23 protein-coding genes and 1 riboswitch are annotated in these 21,777 nt (G+C 71.6%); of the genes, 6 read left to right on the forward strand and 17 right to left on the reverse strand.

The genetic code is table 11. The features are described from left to right. Window positions 1-6: 6 nt before the first annotated feature. On the reverse strand, window positions 7-801 hold the full coding sequence (locus ISP_RS25920; RefSeq protein ID WP_013226808.1) for a helix-turn-helix domain-containing protein: 795 nt from the start codon (window positions 799-801) through the stop codon (window positions 7-9). Between the two features lie 170 nt (window positions 802-971). On the opposite strand from ISP_RS25920, the gene ISP_RS25925 reads away from it, so the two are divergent. Continuing rightward, a complete protein-coding gene (locus ISP_RS25925) occupies window positions 972-1,331 on the forward strand; it encodes a nuclear transport factor 2 family protein (protein WP_013226809.1) in 360 nt (119 codons plus the stop codon). Window positions 1,332-1,367: 36 nt separating this feature from the next. Here the strand turns inward: ISP_RS25925 and ISP_RS25930 are convergent, their stop codons facing one another. After that, window positions 1,368-2,522 carry an NAD-dependent epimerase/dehydratase family protein gene (locus tag ISP_RS25930; protein WP_013226810.1) on the reverse strand — a complete coding sequence of 385 codons (1,155 nt, stop codon included), beginning with the start codon at window positions 2,520-2,522 and terminating at the stop codon, window positions 1,368-1,370. A gap of 139 nt (window positions 2,523-2,661) precedes the next feature. On the opposite strand from ISP_RS25930, the gene ISP_RS25935 reads away from it, so the two are divergent. Beyond that, a complete protein-coding gene (locus tag ISP_RS25935) occupies window positions 2,662-3,159 on the forward strand; it encodes a GtrA family protein (RefSeq protein ID WP_014467183.1) in 498 nt (165 codons plus the stop codon). Here ISP_RS25935 and ISP_RS25940 read toward each other — a convergent pair. The 4 genes from ISP_RS25940 to ISP_RS25955 all read right to left on the reverse strand — a co-directional run bounded on the left by ISP_RS25940 (window position 3,089) and on the right by ISP_RS25955 (window position 10,163). Next, the gene (locus ISP_RS25940; protein WP_013226811.1) at window positions 3,089-5,263 is read right to left on the reverse strand and encodes a glycosyltransferase family 2 protein; all 2,175 of its coding nucleotides are present in this window, start codon (window positions 5,261-5,263) and stop codon (window positions 3,089-3,091) included. The genes ISP_RS25935 and ISP_RS25940 overlap by 71 nt on opposite strands. Beyond that, a complete protein-coding gene (locus ISP_RS25945; RefSeq protein WP_034284614.1) occupies window positions 5,260-6,195 on the reverse strand; it encodes an NAD-dependent epimerase/dehydratase family protein in 936 nt (311 codons plus the stop codon). Before ISP_RS25945 ends, ISP_RS25940 begins: the two co-directional genes overlap by 4 nt. A 51-nt stretch (window positions 6,196-6,246) precedes the next feature. Continuing rightward, window positions 6,247-9,132 (reverse strand): aminomethyl-transferring glycine dehydrogenase, encoded by a 2,886-nt coding sequence (gcvP, locus tag ISP_RS25950; protein WP_013226813.1) that lies wholly within the window; start codon window positions 9,130-9,132, stop codon window positions 6,247-6,249. A gap of 311 nt (window positions 9,133-9,443) precedes the next feature. Then, window positions 9,444-9,542: riboswitch (glycine riboswitch) on the reverse strand. A 42-nt stretch (window positions 9,543-9,584) separates the two neighbouring features. Beyond that, window positions 9,585-10,163, reverse strand: a complete 579-nt coding sequence (locus ISP_RS25955) for a MerR family transcriptional regulator (RefSeq protein WP_013226814.1) — start codon at window positions 10,161-10,163, stop codon at window positions 9,585-9,587. Window positions 10,164-10,443: 280 nt separating this feature from the next. Between ISP_RS25955 and ISP_RS25960 the strand changes: the two genes are divergently transcribed. Next, window positions 10,444-11,076, forward strand: coding sequence for a TetR/AcrR family transcriptional regulator (locus tag ISP_RS25960; RefSeq protein WP_013226815.1), 633 nt, complete (start codon window positions 10,444-10,446; stop codon window positions 11,074-11,076). Here ISP_RS25960 and trxA read toward each other — a convergent pair. The 8 genes from trxA to ISP_RS26000 form a co-directional block, all read right to left on the reverse strand. After that, window positions 11,057-11,392, reverse strand: coding sequence for a thioredoxin (gene trxA / locus ISP_RS25965; RefSeq protein WP_013226816.1), 336 nt, complete (start codon window positions 11,390-11,392; stop codon window positions 11,057-11,059). The two genes, ISP_RS25960 and trxA, sit on opposite strands and share 20 nt — an antisense overlap. 12 nt (window positions 11,393-11,404) lie before the next feature. Beyond that, the gene (locus ISP_RS25970) at window positions 11,405-11,800 is read right to left on the reverse strand and encodes a MerR family transcriptional regulator (protein ID WP_013226817.1); all 396 of its coding nucleotides are present in this window, start codon (window positions 11,798-11,800) and stop codon (window positions 11,405-11,407) included. A 42-nt stretch (window positions 11,801-11,842) separates the two neighbouring features. After that, entirely contained in the window at window positions 11,843-12,316 is a 474-nt protein-coding gene (locus ISP_RS25975) for a bifunctional nuclease family protein (RefSeq protein ID WP_004559569.1), read from the reverse strand. A gap of 216 nt (window positions 12,317-12,532) precedes the next feature. Further along, the gene (gene ftsR / locus ISP_RS25980) at window positions 12,533-13,279 is read right to left on the reverse strand and encodes a transcriptional regulator FtsR (protein WP_014467185.1); all 747 of its coding nucleotides are present in this window, start codon (window positions 13,277-13,279) and stop codon (window positions 12,533-12,535) included. Beyond that, complete coding sequence (gene garA, locus ISP_RS25985) at window positions 13,276-13,740, reverse strand: glycogen accumulation regulator GarA (protein ID WP_004559567.1); 465 nt, start codon at window positions 13,738-13,740, stop codon at window positions 13,276-13,278. The genes ftsR and garA overlap by 4 nt, the downstream gene beginning before the upstream one ends. Window positions 13,741-13,876: 136 nt before the next feature. Beyond that, window positions 13,877-14,263 carry a glycine cleavage system protein GcvH gene (gcvH, locus tag ISP_RS25990; protein ID WP_013226819.1) on the reverse strand — a complete coding sequence of 129 codons (387 nt, stop codon included), beginning with the start codon at window positions 14,261-14,263 and terminating at the stop codon, window positions 13,877-13,879. Between the two features lie 93 nt (window positions 14,264-14,356). Continuing rightward, entirely contained in the window at window positions 14,357-14,974 is a 618-nt protein-coding gene (locus ISP_RS25995; protein WP_013226820.1) for a CDP-alcohol phosphatidyltransferase family protein, read from the reverse strand. Window positions 14,975-15,095: 121 nt separating this feature from the next. Continuing rightward, complete coding sequence (locus ISP_RS26000) at window positions 15,096-15,308, reverse strand: hypothetical protein (protein WP_013226821.1); 213 nt, start codon at window positions 15,306-15,308, stop codon at window positions 15,096-15,098. Window positions 15,309-15,594: 286 nt separating this feature from the next. Between ISP_RS26000 and ISP_RS26005 the strand changes: the two genes are divergently transcribed. Both ISP_RS26005 and ISP_RS26010 read left to right on the forward strand, forming a co-directional pair. Further along, window positions 15,595-16,098 carry a hypothetical protein gene (locus ISP_RS26005; protein ID WP_013226822.1) on the forward strand — a complete coding sequence of 168 codons (504 nt, stop codon included), beginning with the start codon at window positions 15,595-15,597 and terminating at the stop codon, window positions 16,096-16,098. Window positions 16,099-16,133: 35 nt separating this feature from the next. Continuing rightward, entirely contained in the window at window positions 16,134-16,535 is a 402-nt protein-coding gene (locus ISP_RS26010; protein ID WP_265049858.1) for a hypothetical protein, read from the forward strand. 4 nt (window positions 16,536-16,539) lie between these two features. On the opposite strand, the gene ISP_RS26015 is transcribed toward ISP_RS26010, so the two are convergent. Together ISP_RS26015 and ISP_RS26020 are read right to left on the reverse strand one after the other, a co-directional pair. Continuing rightward, window positions 16,540-18,243, reverse strand: coding sequence for an AMP-binding protein (locus ISP_RS26015; protein WP_013226824.1), 1,704 nt, complete (start codon window positions 18,241-18,243; stop codon window positions 16,540-16,542). Between the two features lie 13 nt (window positions 18,244-18,256). Further along, window positions 18,257-19,099, reverse strand: coding sequence for a crotonase/enoyl-CoA hydratase family protein (locus ISP_RS26020; protein ID WP_013226825.1), 843 nt, complete (start codon window positions 19,097-19,099; stop codon window positions 18,257-18,259). 135 nt (window positions 19,100-19,234) lie between these two features. Here ISP_RS26020 and ISP_RS26025 point away from each other — a divergent pair, with 135 nt between their 5' ends. Further along, window positions 19,235-20,113, forward strand: coding sequence for an alpha/beta fold hydrolase (locus ISP_RS26025; protein ID WP_014467188.1), 879 nt, complete (start codon window positions 19,235-19,237; stop codon window positions 20,111-20,113). A gap of 438 nt (window positions 20,114-20,551) precedes the next feature. On the opposite strand, the gene cobA is transcribed toward ISP_RS26025, so the two are convergent. Beyond that, the gene (cobA, locus tag ISP_RS26030) at window positions 20,552-21,772 is read right to left on the reverse strand and encodes a uroporphyrinogen-III C-methyltransferase (protein WP_013226827.1); all 1,221 of its coding nucleotides are present in this window, start codon (window positions 21,770-21,772) and stop codon (window positions 20,552-20,554) included. Between the last annotated feature and the right edge of the window lie 5 nt (window positions 21,773-21,777).

The following is a 21,777-nucleotide window of genomic DNA, read 5'->3' on the forward strand; positions in this document are numbered from 1 at the left end:
CCCCCATCATCCCACCCGGGCGGCCCGCTCGCGCAGATACGCCGCCGTCGCCGGGTCGGCCGGGAAGAACGACTCGATCACCAGCTCCGCCACGGTGACGTCCAGCGGCGTGCCGAACGTGGCGACCGTGCTGAAGAACGTGAGGTCGGTGCCCTCGTGGCGGAACTCGAGCGGCACGAAGATGTCACCCGGCCCGGGGACCTCCACCTCGGGCACCGGCTGGTCGCAGGGATAGCCGCGCAGCTCGTCGAGGAGCTCGGCGAGGCCCGCGTCCGCGGTCTGGGTCACCTGCCGCCGCAGCCGGCCGAGCAGGTGGGCGCGCCACTCCCCCAGGTTGCGGATGTGTGGGGCCATGCCCTCGGGGTGCAGGGTCGCGCGCAGGACGTTCGTGGTCAGCTCGGCCGGGATCCCGGCGACGAAGAGGCCGACGGCGGCGTTGGCCTCGACGAGGTCCCAGTTCCGGTCGACGACGGCGGCCGGGTACGGCTCGTGGCCCGCCAGCACCTGGCGCACGGCCCGGCGGACGGCGTCCATCCCGGGGTCCCCCAGGGCGTTCTCGGTGTAGGCGGGCGCGTACCCGGCGGCGAGCAGCAGCCGGTTGCGCTCCCGCAGCGGGACGTCGAGGTGCTCGCCGAGCCGCAGCACCATGTCCCGGCTCGGCTTGGAGCGCCCGGTTTCCACGAAGCTCAGGTGGCGGGTGGAGATGTCCGCCGAGATCGCCAGGTCGAGCTGGCTGATCCGGCGCCGGTCCCGCCATTCCCGCAGCAGCTGTCCGACGGGCCGCTGCCGCGGCTGCACCACAGTCGTCACGCGAGCGACGCTACGGCGATCTTGGAGCCGCTGCCATTACTTCGGGGGTAATGGCCTGGCATTACCTCTCGCGTAATCGACGGGCCGCCGCGCGTCCGCCAAAGTCGTTCTCAGCACCGGACGACGGCGAATCCGTTGTCCCCCAACGAAAGGAAGCACCGATGACCGACGTCCGCAGCCTCGTCGAGCAGTACATCGCCGTCTGGAACGAGACCGACGCCGGCAAGCGGCGCGCCCTCGTCGCCGACGTCTTCACCGCCGACGCCGGCTACACCGACCCGCTCGGCGCCGTCACCGGGCACGACGGGATCGACCAGTTCGTCGCCGGGGCGCAGCAGCAGTTCGGCGGGCTCACCTTCAGCCTGCCCGCCGACCCCGACGCCCACCACGACCTCGCGCGCTTCCAGTGGTACCTCGGCACCCCCGGCGCCGAGCCGGTCGCCATCGGGTTCGACGTCGTCGAACTCGAGGACGGGAAGATCGCCAAGGTGCACGGGTTCCTGGACAAGCTGCCCGGCTGAACCCGTGGGGGCTCCCGGCGGGCGCCCCCACGGCCGCTAGGCCTTCAGCGCGCCCCGCCAGCGGACGGTCGGGCGGAGCTTCTCCGGGTTCACCCGGTGCTTGTTGGCACCCACGATGTCGAACATCGACTCGATGAGCGTGTCCGAAAGCAGGTGCGGCTGCAGCCCCAGCCCGACCAGCCCGGTGTGCTTCACGTTGTAGTAGTGCTCCGGCGCCTCGGTGCGCGGGTTCTCCAGCTGCTCGATCTGCACGGGGCCGGGGAACCGGTCGGCGACCAGCTCGGCGATGCCCGCCACCGGCATGCTTTCGGTCATCTGGTTGAACACGCGGAACTCCCCCGGCGCGGCCGGGTGCTCGACGGCCAGGCGGATGCACTCCACGGTGTCGCGGATGTCGATCAGGCCGCGGGTCTGCGCACCCTTGCCGTACACCGTCAGCGGCTGGCCGAGCACGGCCTGGATGACGAACCGGTTGAGCACGGTGCCGAACACCGCGTCGTAGTCGAAGCGGGTCGCCAGCCGCGGGTCCAGCGCCGTCTGCGGCGTCTGCTGGCCGTAGACGATGCCCTGGTTCAGGTCCGTGGCGCGCAGGCCCCACGCGCGGCAGGTGAATTCGATGTTGTGGGAATCGTGGACCTTGGTCAGGTGGTAGAAGGAACCCGGCCGTTTCGGGAACAGCACGCGGTCGGCGCGGCCGTTGTGCTCCAGCTCGAGCCAGCCTTCTTCGATGTCGATGTTCGGCGTGCCGTATTCACCCATCGTGCCCAGTTTGACCAGGTGGATCGCCGGGTTGATCTCGGCGATCGCATAGAGCAGGTTCAGCGTCCCGACCACATTGTTGTGCTGCGTGTACACCGCGTGTTCGCGGTCGATCATGGAATACGGCGCCGACCGTTGCTCGGCGTAGTGGACGACCGCGTCCGGCGCGAAGTCACGCACCGCCTCGAACAGGAACTCCGCGTCGAGGAGGTCGCCTTCGTAGCTGGTGATCGTCCGGCCCGAGACCTCGTGCCAGGTCGCGATGCGGTCGGCGAGGGATTCGATCGGAACCAGGCTTTCGACACCGAGTTCGGCGTCGTACCCGCGGCGCGCGAAATTGTCGAGAACGGCCACCTCGTGGCCTTTGTCCGATAAGTGCAACGCGGTCGGCCAGCCCAGATATCCGTCACCGCCGAGAACCAGCACACGCATTGTGCCGCCTTTCCTGCTCGTTTACGCCACACGAACGCTATAGATCACGTGCTGATGAAGACCTGGCAATGACCTGTGAATCTCCTATGCATGAGGGGGTCGGACGGCGGCGCGACCGGCCCACGGGGAGGATGGGGGCATGACGACCGTAACCAACGGCGAGCGGCCCCGCACGGCGGAGAAGACCCGCCGCCGCGGCTGGGCCCGGCTGGCGCGGGCCGCCACGACGTCGGTCGCCGCCACGGTCCTCAGCCAGGTCGTGCTGCTCGCCGTCCTCGCCACCGGTGGCGCCGCGGCGCTGGCGAGCACGCTGGCCTGGGCGGCCGGGGCGGTGCTGAACTTCCTGGTCACGCGGCGCTGGGTGTGGGGCCGCACCGGGCGGCCGCGCGTCCGGCGCGAACTGCTGCCCTACCTCGCGGTGATCGGGCTCGGCGGGCTGGCGTCGATCGGCCTGACCACCCTCGCCGGCTCGCTGCTGTCCCCGCTGGGCCTGCCGCACTTCTGGTGGGTCGTGCTCGTCGACGGTGCGTACGTCGCCGGCTACGCGCTGGTGTTCGTCGTCAAGTTCACTCTGCTCGACCGGTTCGTGTTCGGCCGCGGCGCAGCACGTACCCCCGCCACCACGTCCCGGTCATGACCCGGGCGTAGTTGGCGCCGTAGACCAGGCTGCCGCCCTTCTTGCTCTTGCCCGCCTTGCGCAGCCGCATGCTCATCGGCAGCTCGGCGACGCGGGCGCCGCGGGCGGTGACGCCGAGCAGCAGCTCCGACGACTGGTACTGCGGCTCGCGCAGCGGGACCGCGCAGGCCAGCTCCGCGCGCATTGCCCGGAAGCCGAACGACGTGTCGGTGATCCGCCGTGCGGTCAGCACCGACGCCAGCACCGCGAACACCCGCACACCGAGCCACCGGACGCGGCTGTCGGCCTCCTCGTGCCCGAGCCGCCGGGACCCGGTGACGAAGTCCGCGGTGCCGTCGACGACCGGCCGCACCAGCGTTTCCAGCTCGCTGTTGTCGTACTGGCCGTCGGCGTCGGTCGTCACGATGTACTCGGCCCCGGCCTCCGCCGCGAGGTGGTAGCCCAGCCGCAACGCGGCGCCTTGGCCGCGGTTGCGGGGCGCGACGCACACGTACGCGCCGTGCGCCTCGGCGATCGCGGCCGTGTCGTCGGTCCCGCCGTCGACGACGACGAGGACGTCCACGCGCATGCCGAGGCACTCGTCCGGCATCTTCTCGAGCACTTCGCCGATGCCGCCGGCTTCGTTGTAGGCGGCGATGACGACGGTCAGCGGCGCCAGCTTCAGCTCGGGGTGGCGGCCGCGGAAGTCGGCGAGGGCGCCGGAGTCGACGTCGTCGGGGAAGGCGGCCAGCCGCTTCCGGCTCGCCGAGGTCAGCGTGGTGAAGCCGAGCGCCCCGGCGACGGGCAGCAGCACGAGCGCCGGGAGCTGGTAGCGCCAGGAGAACTGGAACACCGCCGAGGCGAACAGCAGGAGGAGCCCGCTCGACGCCGCGAGCAGCGCGCCCGCCTGGGCCCGGTCCAGGGGCTTCTTGCGCCGGAGGGCCGTCAGCAGGCCCAGCAGCGCACCGATGCCGAGCACCCCGCCCGAGACGTACCCGCCGTCGAGCTGGTAGTCGCGGAGGGTCTTCGCCAGTGGCTGGTCGACACTCGCGACGACGCCGTCGTTCTGCAGCGTGACCAGGTCGATCAGGGACTGGTCGGCCCACTGCGGATAGCTCAGCTGGAACTGCCACCGGTCCAGGGGGACGTCGGTGGGTTCCTGCTCGCGCGTCCAGGCGAAGCTCTTGGCGAAGTCGTCCAGGACCGCCTGGGCGACGTCGCCGGGCTGCTCCTTCAGGACGTCGAGGGCGAACTCGTGGGCCAGGGCGGCCTTGTCCGCGCCGGGGGGCAGCGGGCCCGGCCAGTTCGGGTCGAGGTCGGCGTGGGTGTAGTTGTCGACGAGCCGCTTCTCGCGGGGTTCGGCCGGGCAGAACACCCGCAGCACCGGGTCGAGGTGGAGGTTCGCGCAGTCGGCGACGGCGGCGGTCCGGCCGTAGAGCATGTTCCCGGACGGCCCGCTCAGCCCCCACTTGCCGGTCTCCGCGTGCACCCGCGCCGCGTACGGCACGAGAACCGCGAGCAGGCCCAGGAGGCCGACGCCGGCCCGGCGCCAGCCCGCCCACTGCCGCCACGCTCCCCCGGCGGCGACCAGGAAGACCAGCAGCGGCAGGCCCAGCGAGATCCCGATCAGCCGCGTCAGCACGCCGAAGCCGAGCAGCAGGCCCGCCGCACCGGCGCGCTTCCAGCCCGGCGTGCCCCAGCCGAGCAGCAGCCAGAGGAGCCCGAGGAGGACGGCCTCGAACGTCACCTCGGACATGATGTTCTGCTCGATCTGCAGCTGGTAGGCGTCGAGCAGCACCGGGGCCGCGGCGAGCGCGGCGACCCACGGACGGCCGCCGAGGCGCAGGACCAGCCCGTAGACGCCGATCGCGATCAGCACACCGCCGGCGTGCTGCACCGCGGTGACCCATGCGAGCCCGCCGACCGCGAGCAGCGGCCGCAGCACCAGGTCGTAGCCGATCGGGTCGAGCTGGTCGGCGCGCAGGGCGTGCAGGTTGTCGATGTAGCGGAACGAATCGATGAACAGCAGCGCGGGCCGGTAGGCCAGCCAGGTCAGCACCCGCAGGACGATCGCCGGGACGAGCAACAGCAGGAGCAGCCAGTGCCGGCGGAGAAATGCCGTCACGGCGTCTTGAGGCCGGAGAAGTACTTCCACGCCGTCGCCAGGCCTTCGGTGAGCGAGACCTCCGGCCGGTAGCCGATGGTCTCCGCGCTCGCCGAGACGTCGACGACGACCGCGGGCATCTCGCCGGCCGGGGCCTCGACGTGCTCGACCGGCAGTTCGGCGCCGGTCACCTCGCGCACGGCTTCGACCATCTCCAGCACGGACACCGAACGCCCGGCGCCGACGATCGCGCGGCCCGAATAGCCGCTGTCGAGGGCCAGCAGGATCGCGCGGACGACGTCGTCGACGTGCACGAGGTCGCGGCGCTGGCGGCCGTCGCCGTAGACCCGGATCCCGGTGCCGGTCAGCGCGGCCCGCATCATCCGCGGCACGAAACTGTCCTTGTGGGACATTCCCGGGCCGTAGACGTTGGTGAACCGCAACGCACACGTCGTCATGCCGTACGCCCCGGCGTAGCCCGACAGCAGCATTTCGCACGCCGCCTTGGTGGCGCCGTACGGCGTCAGCGGGCGCAGCGGCAGGTCCGGGGTGATGGTCGCGGTGCCGACGTCGCCGATCACCGCGTTCGTCGAGGCGAGCAGGAACTTCGGCACCTCGCGGCGGCGCGCGAGCTCCAGCAGCTCCTGGGTGACCAGGACGTTGTCGGCGAAGGTGTCCTCGGGCAGCTCGACCGACTTCAGCACCGACGTCAGCGCGGCGAGGTGCACGATGCCCGCGGTTTCGCCGGTCACGGCCTGCTCACGGACGGCGGCCTCGCGGAGGTCGCCGGTCACCACGCGCACGCCGTCGAGGTCTTCGGGGAAGGGCACCCGGTCCACGACGGTGACCGGGACGCCCCGGTCGCGGAGGGCGCGCACGACGACCCGGCCGATGAAGCCGCTGCCGCCGGTCACGACCACGGACGTCCGATCAGGACCGGTCCCACTCACCATGGGCGTCAACCTACCCGGCGTTCCTGTGCGCCCGTGCGACGGCTCGCCCGGCTACGGGCTTCCGGCGAAGGCCTCCGGCGGCGGGCACGAGCAGACCAGGTTGCGGTCGCCGGCCGCGCCGTCGATGCGGCGGACCGGTGGCCAGATCTTCGGCGCGGCCGTCCCCGCCGGGAACACCGCCGTTTCGCGGCTGTAGGGCCGGTTCCACTCGCCCGCGACGCAGCGGGCGGTGTGCGGGGCCTGCCGCAGCGGGGAGGCCTCGAGGGCCCACTCCCCCGCCGCGACGCGGTCGATTTCGGCGCGGATCGCGATCATCGCCGCGCAGAAGCGGTCGAGTTCGGCAAGGTCTTCGCTCTCCGTGGGCTCCACCATCAGCGTGCCCGCGACCGGGAAGGACATCGTCGGCGCGTGCAGCCCGTAGTCCGCCAACCGCTTCGCGACGTCGTCGACCGTGACGCCGGTGGCCTTCGTCAGCGGCCGGAGGTCGAGGATGCATTCGTGCGCCACCAGCCCTTCGCGGCCGGCGTACAGCACGGGGTAGTGGTCGGCGAGGCGGCGGGCGACGTAGTTGGCGGCGGCCACCGCCACGAGCGTCGCCCGGCGGAGCCCGCCGGCACCCATCATCCGGACGTACGCCCAGGAAATCGGCAGGATGGACGCGCTGCCCCACGGCGCCGCGCTGACCGGGCCGACGCCGGTGGCCGGGCCGGCCGCCGGCTGCAGCGGGTGGTTCGGCAGGAACGGCGCCAGGTGCGCGCGGACCCCGATGGGACCGACCCCGGGCCCGCCGCCGCCGTGCGGGATGCAGAACGTCTTGTGCAGGTTGAGGTGCGAGACGTCGGCGCCGAAGCGGCCGTACTGGGCGACGCCGATCAGCGCGTTCAGGTTGGCGCCGTCGACGTATACCTGCCCGCCCGCGTCGTGCACCGCCGCGCACACTTCGCCGACGGTGTCTTCGTAGACGCCGTGCGTCGACGGGTAGGTGAGCATGATCGCGGCGAGGTCGGCTCGATGGTCGTCCACTGTGGACCGCAGGTGGGCGAGGTCGATGTTGCCGGCCTCGTCGCAGCGGACGACGGCCACGCGCAGGCCCGCCATCACCGCGCTGGCCGCGTTCGTGCCGTGCGCGCTGGCCGGGATCAGGCAGACGTCCCGGGCGTGCTCGCCGCGGGAACGGTGGTAGGCGCGGATGGCGAGCAGGCCGGCGAACTCGCCCTGGCTGCCGGCGTTGGGTTGCAGGGAAACCGCGTCGTAGCCGGTGATCCGGGCGAGCCAGGCGCTCAGGTCGGCGGCCACGGTCAGCAGCCCGGCGGCGTCTTCGGCCGGGGCGAACGGGTGCAGCCCGGCGAACTCCGGCCAGCTGATCGGCTCCATCTCCGCGGTGGCGTTGAGCTTCATGGTGCACGAGCCCAGCGGGATCATGCTGCGGTCGAGGGCGACGTCGGAGTCCGCCAGCCGCCGCAGGTAGCGCAGCATCGCGGTTTCGGAGCGGTGCGCGTGGAACACCGGATGGGTGAGGAACTCGCTCGTGCGCCGCAGCGGCGCCGGGAGCGCGTCCGCGGTGTCCGCGTCCAGTCCGTCCACATCGGACACCGAGACGCCGCACGCCTTCCACACGCAGGAAAGCCGCTCTCGGGTGGTGGTTTCGTCGCAGGCGATGCCGACGTGGTCGTCGTCGATCCGGCGCAGGGAGACGCCGAGGTCGCGGGCCGCGGCGACGACCGTGTCCGCGCGGCCGGGCACCGCCGCGACGACCGTGTCGAAGAACTCGCCGTGCACGACGTCGACACCGCCCTCGGCGAGGCCGGCGGCCAGCACGGTGGCCATCCGGTGGGCCCGCAGCGCGATCGAACGCAGCCCGCCGGGTCCGTGGTACACCGCGTACATCGAAGCCAGCACGGCCGGCAGGACCTGGGCGGTGCAGATGTTCGACGTCGCCTTCTCGCGGCGGATGTGCTGCTCGCGCGTCTGCAGGGCGAGCCGGTACGCGGGCGCGCCGTCTGCGTCCTTCGAGACGCCGACCAGCCGGCCGGGCAGCTGCCGTTCGAACCCTTTTCGCACGGCGAGGTAGGCGGCGTGCGGGCCGCCGAAGCCGAGCGGGACACCGAACCGCTGGGTCGAGCCGACGGCGACGTCGGCGCCGAGCTCGCCGGGCGGCCGCAGCAGGGTGAGGGCGAGCGGGTCGGCGGCGACGATCACGGCCGCGCCGTGCTTCTTGGCCTCGCCGATGGTGTGGTCGAGCTCCCGGACCGCACCGGACGCGCCGGGGCAGGACAGGAGCACGCCGAAGAAGTCGCCGCCGAGCCCGAGCCCGGTCAGGCCCTGGGAGAGGTCTTCGACGACCAGTTCGATGCCCAGCGGCTCGGCCCGGGTCCGCAGCACGGCGAGGGTCTGCGGCAGGGTGTCTTCGTCGACGACGAACCGGGAGGACGTGCCGCGGCCGGCGCGGCGCACCAGGGTCATCGCCTCGGCGGCCGCGGTGGCCTCGTCGAGCAGGGACGCGTTCGCGACGGGGAGCCCGGTCAGGTCCGCGATCACGGTCTGGAAGTTGAGCAGCGCTTCGAGCCGCCCCTGGGAGATCTCGGGCTGGTAGGGCGTGTAGGCGGTGTACCAGGCCGGGTTCTCGAGCACGTTGCGCCGGATGACGGGCGGGGTGACGGTGTCGTGGTAGCCGAGCCCGATCATCGGGGCGGTCAGCCGGTTGCGCCCGGCCAGTTCACGGAGTTCGGCGAGGGCCTGCGCTTCGGACGCGGCAGGCGGCAGCTCGAGCGGCTGCGCGGATTCCCGCAGCGACGGCGGCACGGCCCGTTCGGCGAGTTCGTCGAGGGAGGCGACGCCGATGACTTCGAGGATATGGCGCAGTTCGGCCGGGCCGGGCCCGATGTGCCGGTCGGCGAAGGGAAGGCCCTGTTCCAGGGAGGCGAGTGACGGATCCACGACGGCCTCCTGGGGACAGCGGGGCATTACCGACCGACTCTAGAACGGACGGACGAGCGGAAGGCGACCACCGCGGGGGTCCGGGGGCGGAGCCCGCCGGGCGGGGTGTGGGGGTTGCACCCCCACAAGACACTCCGAAGGGTTCGGGCGAGCGCTTTTCGCGAGCAGAACTCGCCCAAACCCGGAGGAACCCTCCCCGCTCTGTCTGACCCCGAGGGGCGCCTGAGAGTTTCGCCCGCGTGGTTGAACCGGGCTTGCACCGTCGGCGGGGCCATCAGGCTGTGTCCTGACGACCCGCTTTCCAGAGGCGTCTCGTCCGCGCGGTCCAGGGTGCCTGAGAGGTTCCGGGGAGGACTTGCTCCTTCGGCGCCGAGCTCAAGGTGTGGCTCGGACTCTCCCGCGCGGATTCGTCGACCGCACGGGGAACCTTACTCTGTCTGCCGCAGTGGTGATCAACCGGTCTTGCGGGCGTTGCGGCGCTGGGTGAGTTCGTCCGGTTGGTGCGTCTCGACGATGCCGCCGTCGGCGCGTTCGGCCGGGAACTCGTGGATGGTGCCGCTGATCTCCTGCATCGCGCCGCTGACGGCGATGCCGAAGACACCCTGACCGCCCTGGAGCAGGTCGACGATCTCCTCCGGCGAGGTGCACTCGTACACCGTGGTGCCGTCGGAGAACAGCGTGACCCGGGCCAGGTCGCGGACGCCGCGGACGCGCAGGTGGTCGACGGCGACCCGGATGTTCTGGAGCGAGACGCCGGTGTCCAGGAGCCGCTTGACGACCTTGAGGACCAGGATGTCCTTGAAGGAGTACAGCCGCTGCGAGCCGGAGCCGTGCGCGGTGCGGATGCTGGGCGCGACCAGTTTGGTCCGGGCCCAGTAGTCGAGCTGGCGGTAGGTGATGCCGGCGATCTGGCACGCCGCCGGACCCCGGTAACCCACCAGCTCGTCGGGCAGCGAGTCGTCGGGGAACAGTTCCCCCTGCTCACCAGTCGCGACCTCGACAGGCTGCTTCTCGGAACCAGCCTCGACCACGCAAGCCTCCCCTCGCCCGACCTGGCGGCCGGCGAATGACAGCCGGAGGAGTCCCAGGAGTGGGACCCACCGGAGATCAACCGCCACGGTCCGGCCCCAGACCGTGAATCACACCGTGGCGATTTACCTCCTTCGACGGTAAGCGCCAGGAGAACACCGGTCAACGCGACGCGCGGCAAGGCTCAACGGTCGGATGAGCCTTTGAGCCGTTCGCCGTACCCCCGCCCGTGGCTCGTCAAACCCGGTGGACATTTTTTACTCAGCCGAGTAACTTTTACTCATGCAAGTAAACACCGACCTCATGGCCGAACTGGGCCTCGGCCCCACCGAGGCCGCGCGCCGGGCGCAGATCATCGGCGCGACCATCGGCGTCCTGGCCGACCTCGGCTACCGCCGGACGACCTTCGCCAAGATCAAGGAGCGCGCCGGGCTCAGCAGCACCCGGCTGATCTCGTACCACTTCACGAACAAGGCCGGCCTGATGCAGGCCGTGCTCAGCACGGTCGTCATGACGAAGGGCGAGTTCCTCACCGAACGCACCGGCGGCGGGCTCGACCCGGCCGACCGGCGCGGCTACCTGCGGGCGCACATCGAGACGTCGATCGCCTTCCTGCGGGCTTACCCGGAGTGCGTCCGGGCACTGTCGGAGCTGGCCGCCAACGCCGACGACGCCGACGGCTGGGTGATGACGAAGGTGCTGGTCGACGACCTGCGGGTGCACGGACTGGCCCGGCAGCTCAAGCAGGGCCAGGCCGAGGGCACCTTCGGCGCGTTCACGCCCGAGGTGATGGCGATGTCGATCGCGCAGGCCATCGACGGTGTCGCCGCGGCCTACGCGGCCGACCCTTCGCTGGACCTCGAAACGTACGGGCGCGAAGTGGCGGACACGTTCGTCAAAGCGACGGCGCCTTGAGGACCCGGTCGAGCCGGTCTTCGATGCGCGCCTTCGGGAACGCGCCGACGATCGTCTCGACCGGCTCGCCGCCGCGGAAGAGGATCATCGTCGGCAGCGACATGACCTGGTAGGCGCGGGTGGTCTCCGGGTTCTCGTCGGCGTTGATCTTGCGGACGGCAAGCTCGCCGGCACGCTCGGCGGCCAGCTGCGCGAGCACCGGGCCGACCATCCGGCACGGGCCGCACCAGGTGGCCCAGAACTCGACGAGCACGGGGACGTCGCTGCCGAGGACTTCGGTGAAAGTCGCGTCGGAGATGTCAGCAACCTCGGACATGGCGGGCTCCTATCAGGCGCGTGGGGAATCGGGAACGACACACGGATCGGGCGCCTGCCGCGCCAGGGCGGCGGCGAGTTTCGCGGCCAGTTCGCCGCGGATGCCGCCGAGCCGGGCGAGTAGCGCGTCGGCTTCTTCGAGCTTGCGCCGGTACACCTCGATGGAGTTCGCGCACGCGTCGCCGGTTTCGTGGCCGCTGCGCAGGCACTCGACGAAGGGGCGCGTCTCCTCGAGGGTCAGGCCGACCGTCTGGAGGGTCTGGATCTCCTTGACCAGCTGGAGGTCGTCCTCGCCGTAGTCGCGGTAGCCGTTGGCCGAGCGCCGGGCCGTCAGGAGGCCTTGGTCCTCGTAAAACCGCAGCGCACGGGTAGTGGTACCCGTGCGCTGCGCAAGTTCTCCGATCCGCATGCCATCGACGCTAGACGTTGACGTCCGCGTCAAGGCAAGTTCTTACGTATCGGCTCCGCGGAAGTCTTCGGGCGACACGGAGTCGAGGAACTCGCGGAACTTCTCGACCTCGTCCTCCTGCTCGTCCGGGATGATGAGGCCGGCTTCCTCCAGCACCGAATCCACGGCGTGGATGGGGACGCCGATCCGCAGGGCCAGCGCGACCGAGTCGCTCGGCCGGGCGGACACCCGGATGTCGCCGTCGAACACGAGCTCCGCGAAGAACGTGCCCTCCTTCAGGTCGGTGATGACGACCTGCTCCAGCTCCCGGCCGAGCGCTCCGATGACCTCTTTCAGCAGGTCATGCGTGAGCGGGCGGGCGGGGCGGACCCCCTGCTGCTCCAAGGCGATGGCGGTGGCTTCGACCGAGCCGATCCAGATCGGCAGGTACCGTTCACCTTCGGTCTCCCGCAGCAACAAGATCGGCTGATTCGCGGGCAGCTCGACCCGCACACCGACGACGCGCATTTCGCTCATCGGGCTTCGCCTCCCTCTCGTGCACACGGGCTGCAGCGCTGAACCGGCTTCACGCCCATACTCCCGACGCTACCCGTCATCCGTGCGCTGTGCTCGCTGTCCGGACTCTCTCGGTTCGCCTGCCGCAAACCCGTGCCTTCACGGTACGGCATGCGGTGCCGAACATTCAGTCATTGACATGGGACCGAAAAGAGGATCTCACTGCCCCGTTATCGATCAACACCCGGAGACGCCGCGGATTCCGGCCTTGACGAGGAGCGTGTGCAGGGTCACCGACAGCGCCGCCAGCTCCCGCACCACCTCGTCGGCCCGCGCCTTGGCTTCCGGGTCGCGGTGCCGGTACACCGGCGTCACGATCTGCTCCAGCAGCCCGACCTCGCGGTCGGCCGCGGCGCGGAAGGCACGCAGGTGTCTCGGCTCGATCCCGAATTCGGTCATCGCCTTGACCGTCCGGGCGACCAGGACCGCGTCCGGATCGAAGAACCCGGCGGGACCGGGCCGGACCAGGCCGTACTGCTGCAGCTCGGCCAGGACCGGCGCGTCGATGCCGGCCTGCTCCAGGAGCTCCTCCTGGGTCAGGCGCAGTTCCTTGCCCGCGGTGAAGTCGTCCGCCACGGGCAGGCCGACGTTCTCCGCCGGCGCGTCGATCGGCACCAGCCGGCGCGGCGGGCGGGGCAGCGCCGCGGCGGGCGCGACCCCCGAGTCCGCCGCGTCCAGCTGTTCCTTGATGACCTTCAGCGGGAGGTAGTGATCCCGCTGGGCGGCCAGGACGAACCTCAATCGCTCCACGTCCGCCGCGGCGAACTGCCGGTAGCCCGACGGCGTCCGGCCCGGTTGGACCAGGCCTTCCGCTTCGAGGAACCGGATCTTGGAGATGGTGACATCGGGGAAGTCGCCGCGCAGCTGCGCGAGGACCGCCCCGATGCTCAACCCGTGGTTCTGTGGCCGCCCGGCCGCCGTCACTGCGCCCCCTGGCCCCCGTGCCCCGGGCCGGTCAGGAAGACCAGGCGGAACTTCCCGATCTGCACCTCGTCGCCGCCGGCGAGCACCGCCTGGTCGACCGGCTCGCGGTTGACGTAGGTGCCGTTGAGGCTGCCGACGTCGATGACGACGAACTCGCCGCCCTCACGCCGGAATTCGGCGTGCCGGCGGGAGACGGTGACGTCGTCGAGGAAGATGTCGCTGTCCGGGTGCCGCCCGGCGCTGGTGGTGTCGCGGTCGAGCAGGAACCGCGAACCCGCGTTCGGCCCGCGCTTCACGACCAGCAGGGCAGAACCCGGGGGCAGGGCGTCGACACCCTGGACCGGGGCTTCCGGGGCGGGCTCGCGGCCTTCGGCTTCGGCCAGGAAGTCGGCCCGGAAGACAGAGGTCCGCTCCGGAGACTGCTCCGGGGGAACGCCGCCGGGCCCGTCGTTCGTGCTCACCTGAGCTCTCCTCCACACATGCTGTGTTGCCAGTACTCAAGAACGTGTAGCTGCCAACGTACCGTGCCTGATCGATTCTCCGAGCCCCGGCTCCCCGAACCGGCGCAGTGCTGGTCCGACCGGGTGGGCGCGGGGTTCAGCCCTTGGTCAGGGCGTCGTACGCCTCGGCTTCGAGCAGGGCTTCCAGGCCCGCCGGGTCGTCGAGCCGGATCTCGATCAGCCAGCCCTCGCCGTAGGGATCGCTGTTGATCAGCTCGGGCGAGTCGGCGACGGCGTCGTTGACGGCCACGACCTCCCCGTCGACCGGCGCGAACAGCTCGGAGACGCTCTTGGTCGACTCGACCTCGCCGAAGACGTCGCCCGCGCTCACCTGCCTGCCGACGTCGGGCAGGTCGACGAACACGACGTCGCCGAGCTGGTCCTGCGCGTACTCGGTGATGCCGACGCGCACGAGGGTGTCCTCGCCGCGGGTGGCGACCCACTCGTGTTCCTCGGTGTAGCGAAGCTCTTCAGGAGCGGACAACGCCGGTCCCCTTTCATGCCCTCACTGGCGAAAAGTGTTGGGCGAAGTCTTACACCCACACGGCCCAGCCGCCCGCCACGACCCGGCCGAAGCTCATTCCGCTCCGGTGCCGCGCAGGGCGTTGCGCGCCTGCACGACGTAGAGCACGCCGGACCAGACGTAGAGGACGGCGCCCCAGATGGTGAAGGCGTAGCCGATCGGCCGCGCGACCGCGGCGACGTCCGAGCCGCCCTGCGCGAGCAGCAGGAACGGGAAGGCGTACATCAGGACGAAGGTGGCTCCCTTCCCGATGTAGGTGACCTCGGGCGGCGCGAAGCCGCGGCGGCGCAGGGTGACGACGCAGACGCCGAGCACGGCCTCCCGCAGGACCAGGGGGACGACGACCCACCACGGGATGATGCCGCGCACGAGGAAGGCGACGAGGGTGGCCAGGATGTACAGCCGGTCCGCGGCCGGGTCGAGCAGCTGCCCGAGCCGGGACATCTGGTTGAGCCAGCGGGCGAGCTTGCCGTCGAGCCAGTCGGTCAGGGCGCTGAACACGAGCAGGGCGAGCGCCCAGCCGTCTTCTTGCGGGCCGAGCAGCAGCCAGAGGAAGACGGGGACCCCGGCCAGCCGCAGCAGGGAGAGGATGTTGGGGACGTTCAGGGCCTGCCGCAGCAACGACGGCTCGGCACCGGCCTGAGCGGCGGGTTCGGGGGCGGCTGTGCTCACCGGGCCATTAAACAGCGGCACGGGCCCGGGCCGCCCGGTGGTGGCACGCCGGTGTGACGGCCGGCGGGGCAGCCCGGCCCGCACCCCTCGGGCCGGCCGGGCCCCCGTGGCCTGGATCGGATCAGCTCGCGCGGCGGCGGTGGCTCCACCCGCGTCGCTGCAGTTCGGCGCTGGTCAGCGACTCCGGGCGGCCCCGGTAGTCGGTGCCCATCCAGCGGGCGCGGCCGGCTCGGCCCTCGAGGACGTAGGGGCGGCCGCAGCACCAGACCACGGTGCTCGGGACGGTCGGCGGACTGGACGGGTCTTCGGTGCTGGTCACAGCGTCGGCGTTCATCGCTCTCACGGATTCGGGACGGGGATTCGGGACGGGGAAGCCCTTCGGCCTCCACCAAGATCTTCGGCGCGCGGGGCCGGATTGTTAACCGTCGCGGCGCGAATTAGACCGATCGATTCTTGATGACTGCGGGAGGTTTCGGAGCGTGAACGGGATGTTAATCGTCCATTGTGGACGTCATTCCGGCAGCCACCGGACCGGCCGCCTGCCCGCTGTTGTAATCTCCGGCACACCCGTGGGCGCGTGGCCGCGCGGGGACCGAGCTGACCGGGGAGGAAGGATCGCGGTGCCCCACCCGACCACCACGAGGACGTGGCTCGTGGCCTGCCTCGCCCTGCCCGCGCTCGCCGCCTGCTCCGGCGATCCCGCCGCGCAGGCTCCCCCGGCGCCGCCGTCCTCGACTGCTCCGACGTCCGCGCCGACGTCGGCCGGCACCCCGCCGCCGCCACCGGCGCCCGGCGGCAGCGAGTCCGCGCCCGCCCCGGTGACCAAGCCGTCCGGGCCGCCGCCGTCGGTGCCCGGGTCGTGCGGCACCGTCACCGCCGCCAGCGGGCTCACCCTCTACGTCTTCGACAGCGGGTCCGCCGGGGTCAGCTGCGTCTCGGCGACGAAGCTGGTCGGCGACTTCCACCGCAAGATCGCCGGGCGCCAGGGCGCCGGCTCGAACGACGCGGTGAACGAGACCGTCGACGGCTGGCTGTGCACCTCCGGGCCGCCTGCCGCCCAGGGCGGCACCACCTGCACCAAGGGCGAGCAGACGGTCTTCGCCGCCGTCGTGCCGTCCGAGTGAGTCCGTTCCGATCTCCTCGCGCTCCTGAAGGGCCCATGAAGACACTCGCGTACCCCTTGCTGCTCGTCGCCGCGGCCGCCGCACTGGCCGGCTGCGGCGGCGACCCGGCGCCCGCCGCGCCGTCGTCCGCCGCACCCGCTCCGGTGCCCGCCGCCGCGGCGGCGGCCGGGTCGACGGCCCCCGGCGTGCCGGGCGGCGACGTGACCGGTGCGGGCGGCGCGAAGACAGCGGTCGTCGCGCACGGCAAGGTCGAGTGCGCCGCGGCGACGAAGCTGCTGAAGGACTACTTCGCGAAGCTGACCCCGGCCGAGGCGAACGACGCCGACGGCCCGGGCCCGATCGTCCTCGACGAGTGGACGTGCGGCAGCGGCCCGAACGACCCGGTGACGGCGTGCTCGACCGAGGACGGCCGCCAGGTCGAGGGCAAGCGCGGCTGACCCGTCAGGACTTGAGGTCCGGGAAGTCCTCTTCGCGGTACTCGGTCCCCTGGCCGCGCTTCGGGTCGCTCTCGCGGCCCCGCAGCTCGACGCGGCGGATCTTGCCCGAGATCGTCTTCGGCAGCTCCGCGAACTCCAGCCGGCGGATCCGCTTGTACGGCGCCAGGTGCTCCCGGCAGTACGCCAGGATCGACCGCGCGGTCTCGGCGTCCGCGGAGAACCCCACGGCCAGCACGACGTAGGCCTTGGGCACCGCGAGCCGGATCGGGTCGGGGGCCGGGACGACCGCCGCCTCGGCCACCGCCTCGTGCTCGATGAGGACGCTCTCCAGTTCGAACGGCGAGATGCGGTAGTCCGACGCCTTGAACACGTCGTCGGTGCGCCCGACGTAGGTGAGGTAGCCGCGTTCGTCGACCGAAGCGACGTCACCGGTGTGGTAGAAGCCGCCGCCGAAGGCCGCCGACGTGCGCTCGTCGTCGTCCGCGTACCCGGTCATCAGGCCCACCGGCCGGTGGGCGAGGTCCAGGCAGATCTCGCCCTCCGTGGCGCGCTCGCCGCTGACCGGGTCCACCAGCGCCACCACGAAGCCGGGCAGCGGGCGGCCCATCGAACCGGGCACGACGTCCTGGCCCGGCGTGTTCGCGATCTGAACGCTGCTTTCGGTCTGGCCGAAGCCGTCGCGGATGGTGACGCCCCACGACTTCCGGACCTGCTCGATCACCTCGGGGTTGAGCGGCTCCCCCGCCCCGACGACCTTGCGCGGCCGTGTGCCGAGCGCCGTCAGATCGGCCTGGATGAGCATCCGCCACACCGTCGGCGGCGCGCAGAAGCTCGTCACGCCGCAGCGGTCCATCTGCGCCATCAGGGCGCCCGCGTCGAACCGGCCGTAGTTGTAGAGGAACACCGTCGCCTCGGCGTTGAACGGCGCGAAGAAGTTGCTCCACGCGTGCTTCGCCCAGCCCGGCGAGGAGATGTTCAAGTGGACGTCGCCGGGCTCCAGCCCGATCCAGTACATCGTGGACAGGTGGCCCACGGGGTACGAGACGTGCGTGTGCTGCACCAGCTTCGGCTTCGCGGTCGTGCCGGAGGTGAAGTACAGCAGCAGCGGGTCGCCGGCCTGCGTGGGGCCGTCCGGGGCGTATTCCGGCGACTCGGCGAACGCCGCCGAGTACGAGTGCCAGCCGTCGACCGGCTCCCCCACCACGATCCGGGTGTAGTCGCCGGTCACGCCGTCGAACTTCGGCGCGTCCACCGAGCGGACGACGACGTGCTTGGCGGCGCCGCGCTCCACCCGGTCGGCCAGGTCGGCCGGCCCGAGCAGGGTGGAGGCCGGGATGATCACCGCGCCGAGCTTGATCGCGGCGAGGATCGTCTCCCACAGCTCGCCCTGGTTGCCCAGCATGAGGATCAGCCGGTCGCCGCGGCGGACGCCGAGGTTCCGCAGCCAGTTCGCCACCTGGTTGGACCGGCCGGACAGCTCCGGGTAGGTCCAGCGGTTCTCGGTGCCGTCCTCCTCGACGATCCACAGCGCGTACCGCTCGGCGTTGTCCGGGTCGTGCGCGACGACGTCGAACCAGTCGATCGCCCAGTTGAACTCGTCGAACTCCGGCCAGGCGAAGTCGCGGTACGCCGTGTCGTAGTCCTCGCGGTGGGTCAACAGGTAGTCCCGCGCGACGCGGAACGCGTGGTGGACCTCCGAAGCGCTCACGCTGCCTCCTCCGTTATTCGCCCTTGAACTCCGGCGCGCGCCGTTCCATGAACGCCTGGACCGCTTCGCCGAGGTCCTTGCTGGGCAGGAACGCCGAGTTCCAGGCGGCGACGTACCGGAGGCCGTCGGCGACCTGGCGCTCGGTGTTCGCCGCCAGTACCTGCTTCGTACCTTGCACCACCAGCGGCGGGTTCGCAGCGATCTCGCCGGCGAGTTCGCGCGCGGCCTTCAGCACCGCGTCCTGGTCCTCGTAGACGTCGTTGACCAGGCCGATCTTCTCGGCGCGGGCGGCGTCGACGTCCTTGCCGGTGAGGGCGAGCTCCCGCAGGTGCCCCTCACCGATGATCGAGGCGAGCCGCTGCAGGCTGCCGAGGTCGGCGACGATGGCCACGCGCACCTCGCGGACGCTGAACTTGGCGTCGGCGCTGGCCAGCCGGACGTCGGCGGCCGCGACGACGTCGACCCCGCCGCCGATGCACCAGCCCGAGACGGCCGCGACGACCGGTTTGCGGCATTCCGCGATCGAGCCGACCGCCGCCTGCAGCGACCGGACCTGGTCGAGGAACGCCGTGCGCGGGCCGGCCAGGCTGTCCCCGCCCAGCATCGGCGCCCAGTCGCCCATCATCGCCGGCAGGTCGAGACCGTAGGAGAAGTGCTTGCCGCTGCCGGTGAGCACCACGGCCCTGACCTGCGGGTCGGCGTCCAGCGCGCGGAACACCAGGGGCAGCTCGCGCCAGAAGTCCGGGCCCATCGCGTTGCCCTTCGACGGGCCGAGAAGCGTCACTTCGGCCACGTGGCCGTCGACGTCGACCTTCAAGGAGACCAGGTCGGGCAGACTGTCAGCAGTAGCGGTCATGGGGTCATCTTGACCCATGGCCGTGACGACCCGCCATTGGCACCTTGCCAATTGCCGCCCGCGTCACCGTGCCGGGGCGGGCACGGGATGCTTTCCTGAAAGAACGACGCCACGATCAGGGGAGGACGGTGGGACATGAGCCCGGCCAGTAGCGCGACCGTGATCGAACCGGACCCGCCGTCGGCGCCCGCGCGGCGCTCGTCCCGCCCGATCGAGCTGACCGGCTCGTTCGACCACGAGGGACACCGGCTCTGGTACACCGAGTTCGGCAGCGGCGACAAGGTCGTCGTCCTCACCCACGGCATCATGCTGACCCGCCGGATGCACGCCCCGCTGGCCCGCCGGCTGGCCCGCGCGGGCTTCCGGGTGATCACCCTCGACCTGCTCGGCCACGGCGACTCCGACCGGCCGACCGAGTCGTGGCTGTACTCGATGCCCTCCTTCGCCGAGCAGACCCTCGCCCTGCTGGACCACCTCGAGGTGTCCTCCGCCGTGATCGGCGGGACGTCACTGGGGGCGAACGTCTCGCTGGAAGTGGCGGTGCAGGCCCCTTCGCGGGCGCGCGGGCTGATCGTCGAGATGCCGGTGCTGGACAACGCGATCGTCGCCGGCCTGTTCACGTTCGCGCCGCTGCTGATGGCGGCCCGGTTCCTGCCGTTCACGGTGCAGGCGGTGGCGCTGGCGGCCTCGGCGGTCCCGCACGGCAACCAGTGGGTCGACGTCGTCACCGACACGCTCTCGCAGCGCCCGGCCTCGATGGCGGCCCTGCTGCACGGGGTGCTGTTCGGCCGGATCGCGCCGCCGAAGTCGGTCCGCCGCAAGATCACGACGCGCGCACTGGTGATCGGCCACCAGGGCGACCCGATCCACCCGTTCGGTGACGCGGACACCCTGGCGGTCGACATGCCGGACGCGGAGTTCGTCCAGGCCCGCAGCCCGGTCGAGCTGCGGCTCGACCCGACCCGGCTCTCGGACGCGATCCGGGATTTCGCCGCGAGCTGCTACGAGGACTGAGTTGCCGCTGGTGTGGGTGACCGGCAACTCCGGGGCCGGCAAGTCGGCGGTTTGCGCGCTGCTGAAAGCCCGGGGCGCGCCCGCGGTCGACGCGGACGGACGACGACTCGCTCCGCCACCGGCTCCTGACCCGCACCACGAACAGCTTCGGCAACCACCCGGAGGAGCCGGCGGCGGCCCTCGACGAAAACGCCGGCGCCTCGGCGCGACGATCATCGACGGCACCAGACCGCCGGCCGAAGTCGCCGAAGCCGTCCTCACCGCTGCCGGCCGACTGCGCTCGGCATGGTCAGACCCGTAACTCGCGTGATCGAAGGCGCAACTCGCGTGATTGGAGGGGCATCAAGCGTGACTGGGCGGGCATCATGCGTGATGAAGGGCTCGCGGTGATGCCCCGCTGATCACGCGTGATGCCCGCCGGCGCACGCGAGATTCCCCTCAGGACACCGGGGCGAGGCCGGCCACCGGGCCGATCACGATCACCGCGGGCGGGCGGACTCCGGACGCCGCCGCGTCGGTGACCACCGTGTCCAAAGTGGACCGGAGACTGCGCTGGGTGCGCATCGTGCCGTCCTCGATGATCGCCACCGGGGTGTCGGCCGGGCGGCCGCCGTCCAGGAGGGCCTTTGCGAACTGCGGGAGCCGCTCTACCCCCATCATCAGCACGATCGTGCCCTTCATCCGGGCCAGCAGCTCCCAGTCCACCAACGACCGGTCGTCGTCCGGGGCGACGTGGCCGGAGACCACCACCACCTCGTGGGCCACGCCGCGGTGGGTGACCGGGACGTCCGCCACCGCCGGGACCGCGAACGCGCTCGTGATGCCCGGGACCATCGTCACCGGGACGCCCGCCTCGGCGCAGGCGAGCACCTCCTCGAAGCCGCGGCCGAACAGGTAGGGGTCGCCGCCCTTGAGGCGGACGACGAACTTGCCCTCCTTGGCGCGCTCGATCAGCGTGCTGTTGATGACGTCCTGGCTGGCCGCGCGGCCGTACGGGATCTTCGCCGCGTCGACGATCTCCACCTCGGGCGCGAGCTCGTCGAGCAGCTCGCGGGGCGCCAGCCGGTCCACCACCACGACGTCCGCGCGCGACAGCAGGCGCCGGCCGCGGACCGTGATCAGCTCCGGGTCGCCCGGGCCGCCGCCGACCAGCGCCACCCCGGGCAGCGTGCCCTCCGGGTGCGGCTGACGGCCGTCCTCGATCGTGCCGTTGTGCAGGCCGTCGAGCATCGAGTCGCGGACCGCCGCCGAGCGCAGCGGCTCGCCGCCGGACAGGACACCGAACAGCAGGCCACCGTGCCGCCCCGACGCCGGTGTCACCGCGGACCCCGACTCCCCTTCGTCGGCCCGGACGCAGAACACGCGCTCCCGCTCGGCCTCGGCGCAGACCGCCGCGTTCACCTCGGGGTCGTTCGTGCAGGCCAGCGCGTACCACGCGTCGCGGAGGTCACCGGGAGCGTAGGGGCGCTCGTGCCAGACGAGCTCGCCCGCGTCCACCATCCCCTGCACGGACGGCGTCGTGTGCGGCGACACCAGTTCGACACGGGCCCCCGCGCCGATGAGCCGGGGCAGCCTGCGTTGCGCGACCGTGCCGCCGCCGATCATCACGACGCGGCGGCCGGTCAGCTGGAGGCCGGAAAGGTAGTGCGGGTCGTCCATGGCCG

This window comes from Amycolatopsis mediterranei (assembly GCF_026017845.1).
In the GTDB taxonomy this organism is placed as follows: domain Bacteria; phylum Actinomycetota; class Actinomycetes; order Mycobacteriales; family Pseudonocardiaceae; genus Amycolatopsis; species Amycolatopsis mediterranei.

What these genes read in the sequence shown, in the direction of transcription:
- ISP_RS25925 (WP_013226809.1), top strand. Translation starts at nt 972, where the DNA reads ATGACCGACGTCCGCAGCCTCGTCGAGCAGTACATCGCCGTCTGGAAC.
- ISP_RS25930 (WP_013226810.1), bottom strand. Translation starts at nt 2,522, where the DNA reads ATGCGTGTGCTGGTTCTCGGCGGTGACGGATATCTGGGCTGGCCGACC.
- ISP_RS25935 (WP_014467183.1), top strand. Translation starts at nt 2,662, where the DNA reads ATGACGACCGTAACCAACGGCGAGCGGCCCCGCACGGCGGAGAAGACC.
- ISP_RS25945 (WP_034284614.1), bottom strand. Translation starts at nt 6,195, where the DNA reads ATGGTGAGTGGGACCGGTCCTGATCGGACGTCCGTGGTCGTGACCGGC.
- ISP_RS25960 (WP_013226815.1), top strand. Translation starts at nt 10,444, where the DNA reads ATGCAAGTAAACACCGACCTCATGGCCGAACTGGGCCTCGGCCCCACC.
- trxA (WP_013226816.1), bottom strand. Translation starts at nt 11,392, where the DNA reads ATGTCCGAGGTTGCTGACATCTCCGACGCGACTTTCACCGAAGTCCTC.
- ISP_RS25970 (WP_013226817.1), bottom strand. Translation starts at nt 11,800, where the DNA reads ATGCGGATCGGAGAACTTGCGCAGCGCACGGGTACCACTACCCGTGCG.
- ISP_RS25975 (WP_004559569.1), bottom strand. Translation starts at nt 12,316, where the DNA reads ATGAGCGAAATGCGCGTCGTCGGTGTGCGGGTCGAGCTGCCCGCGAAT.
- ISP_RS26000 (WP_013226821.1), bottom strand. Translation starts at nt 15,308, where the DNA reads ATGAACGCCGACGCTGTGACCAGCACCGAAGACCCGTCCAGTCCGCCG.
- ISP_RS26010 (WP_265049858.1), top strand. Translation starts at nt 16,134, where the DNA reads ATGAAGACACTCGCGTACCCCTTGCTGCTCGTCGCCGCGGCCGCCGCA.
- ISP_RS26020 (WP_013226825.1), bottom strand. Translation starts at nt 19,099, where the DNA reads ATGACCGCTACTGCTGACAGTCTGCCCGACCTGGTCTCCTTGAAGGTC.
- ISP_RS26025 (WP_014467188.1), top strand. Translation starts at nt 19,235, where the DNA reads ATGAGCCCGGCCAGTAGCGCGACCGTGATCGAACCGGACCCGCCGTCG.
- cobA (WP_013226827.1), bottom strand. Translation starts at nt 21,772, where the DNA reads ATGGACGACCCGCACTACCTTTCCGGCCTCCAGCTGACCGGCCGCCGC.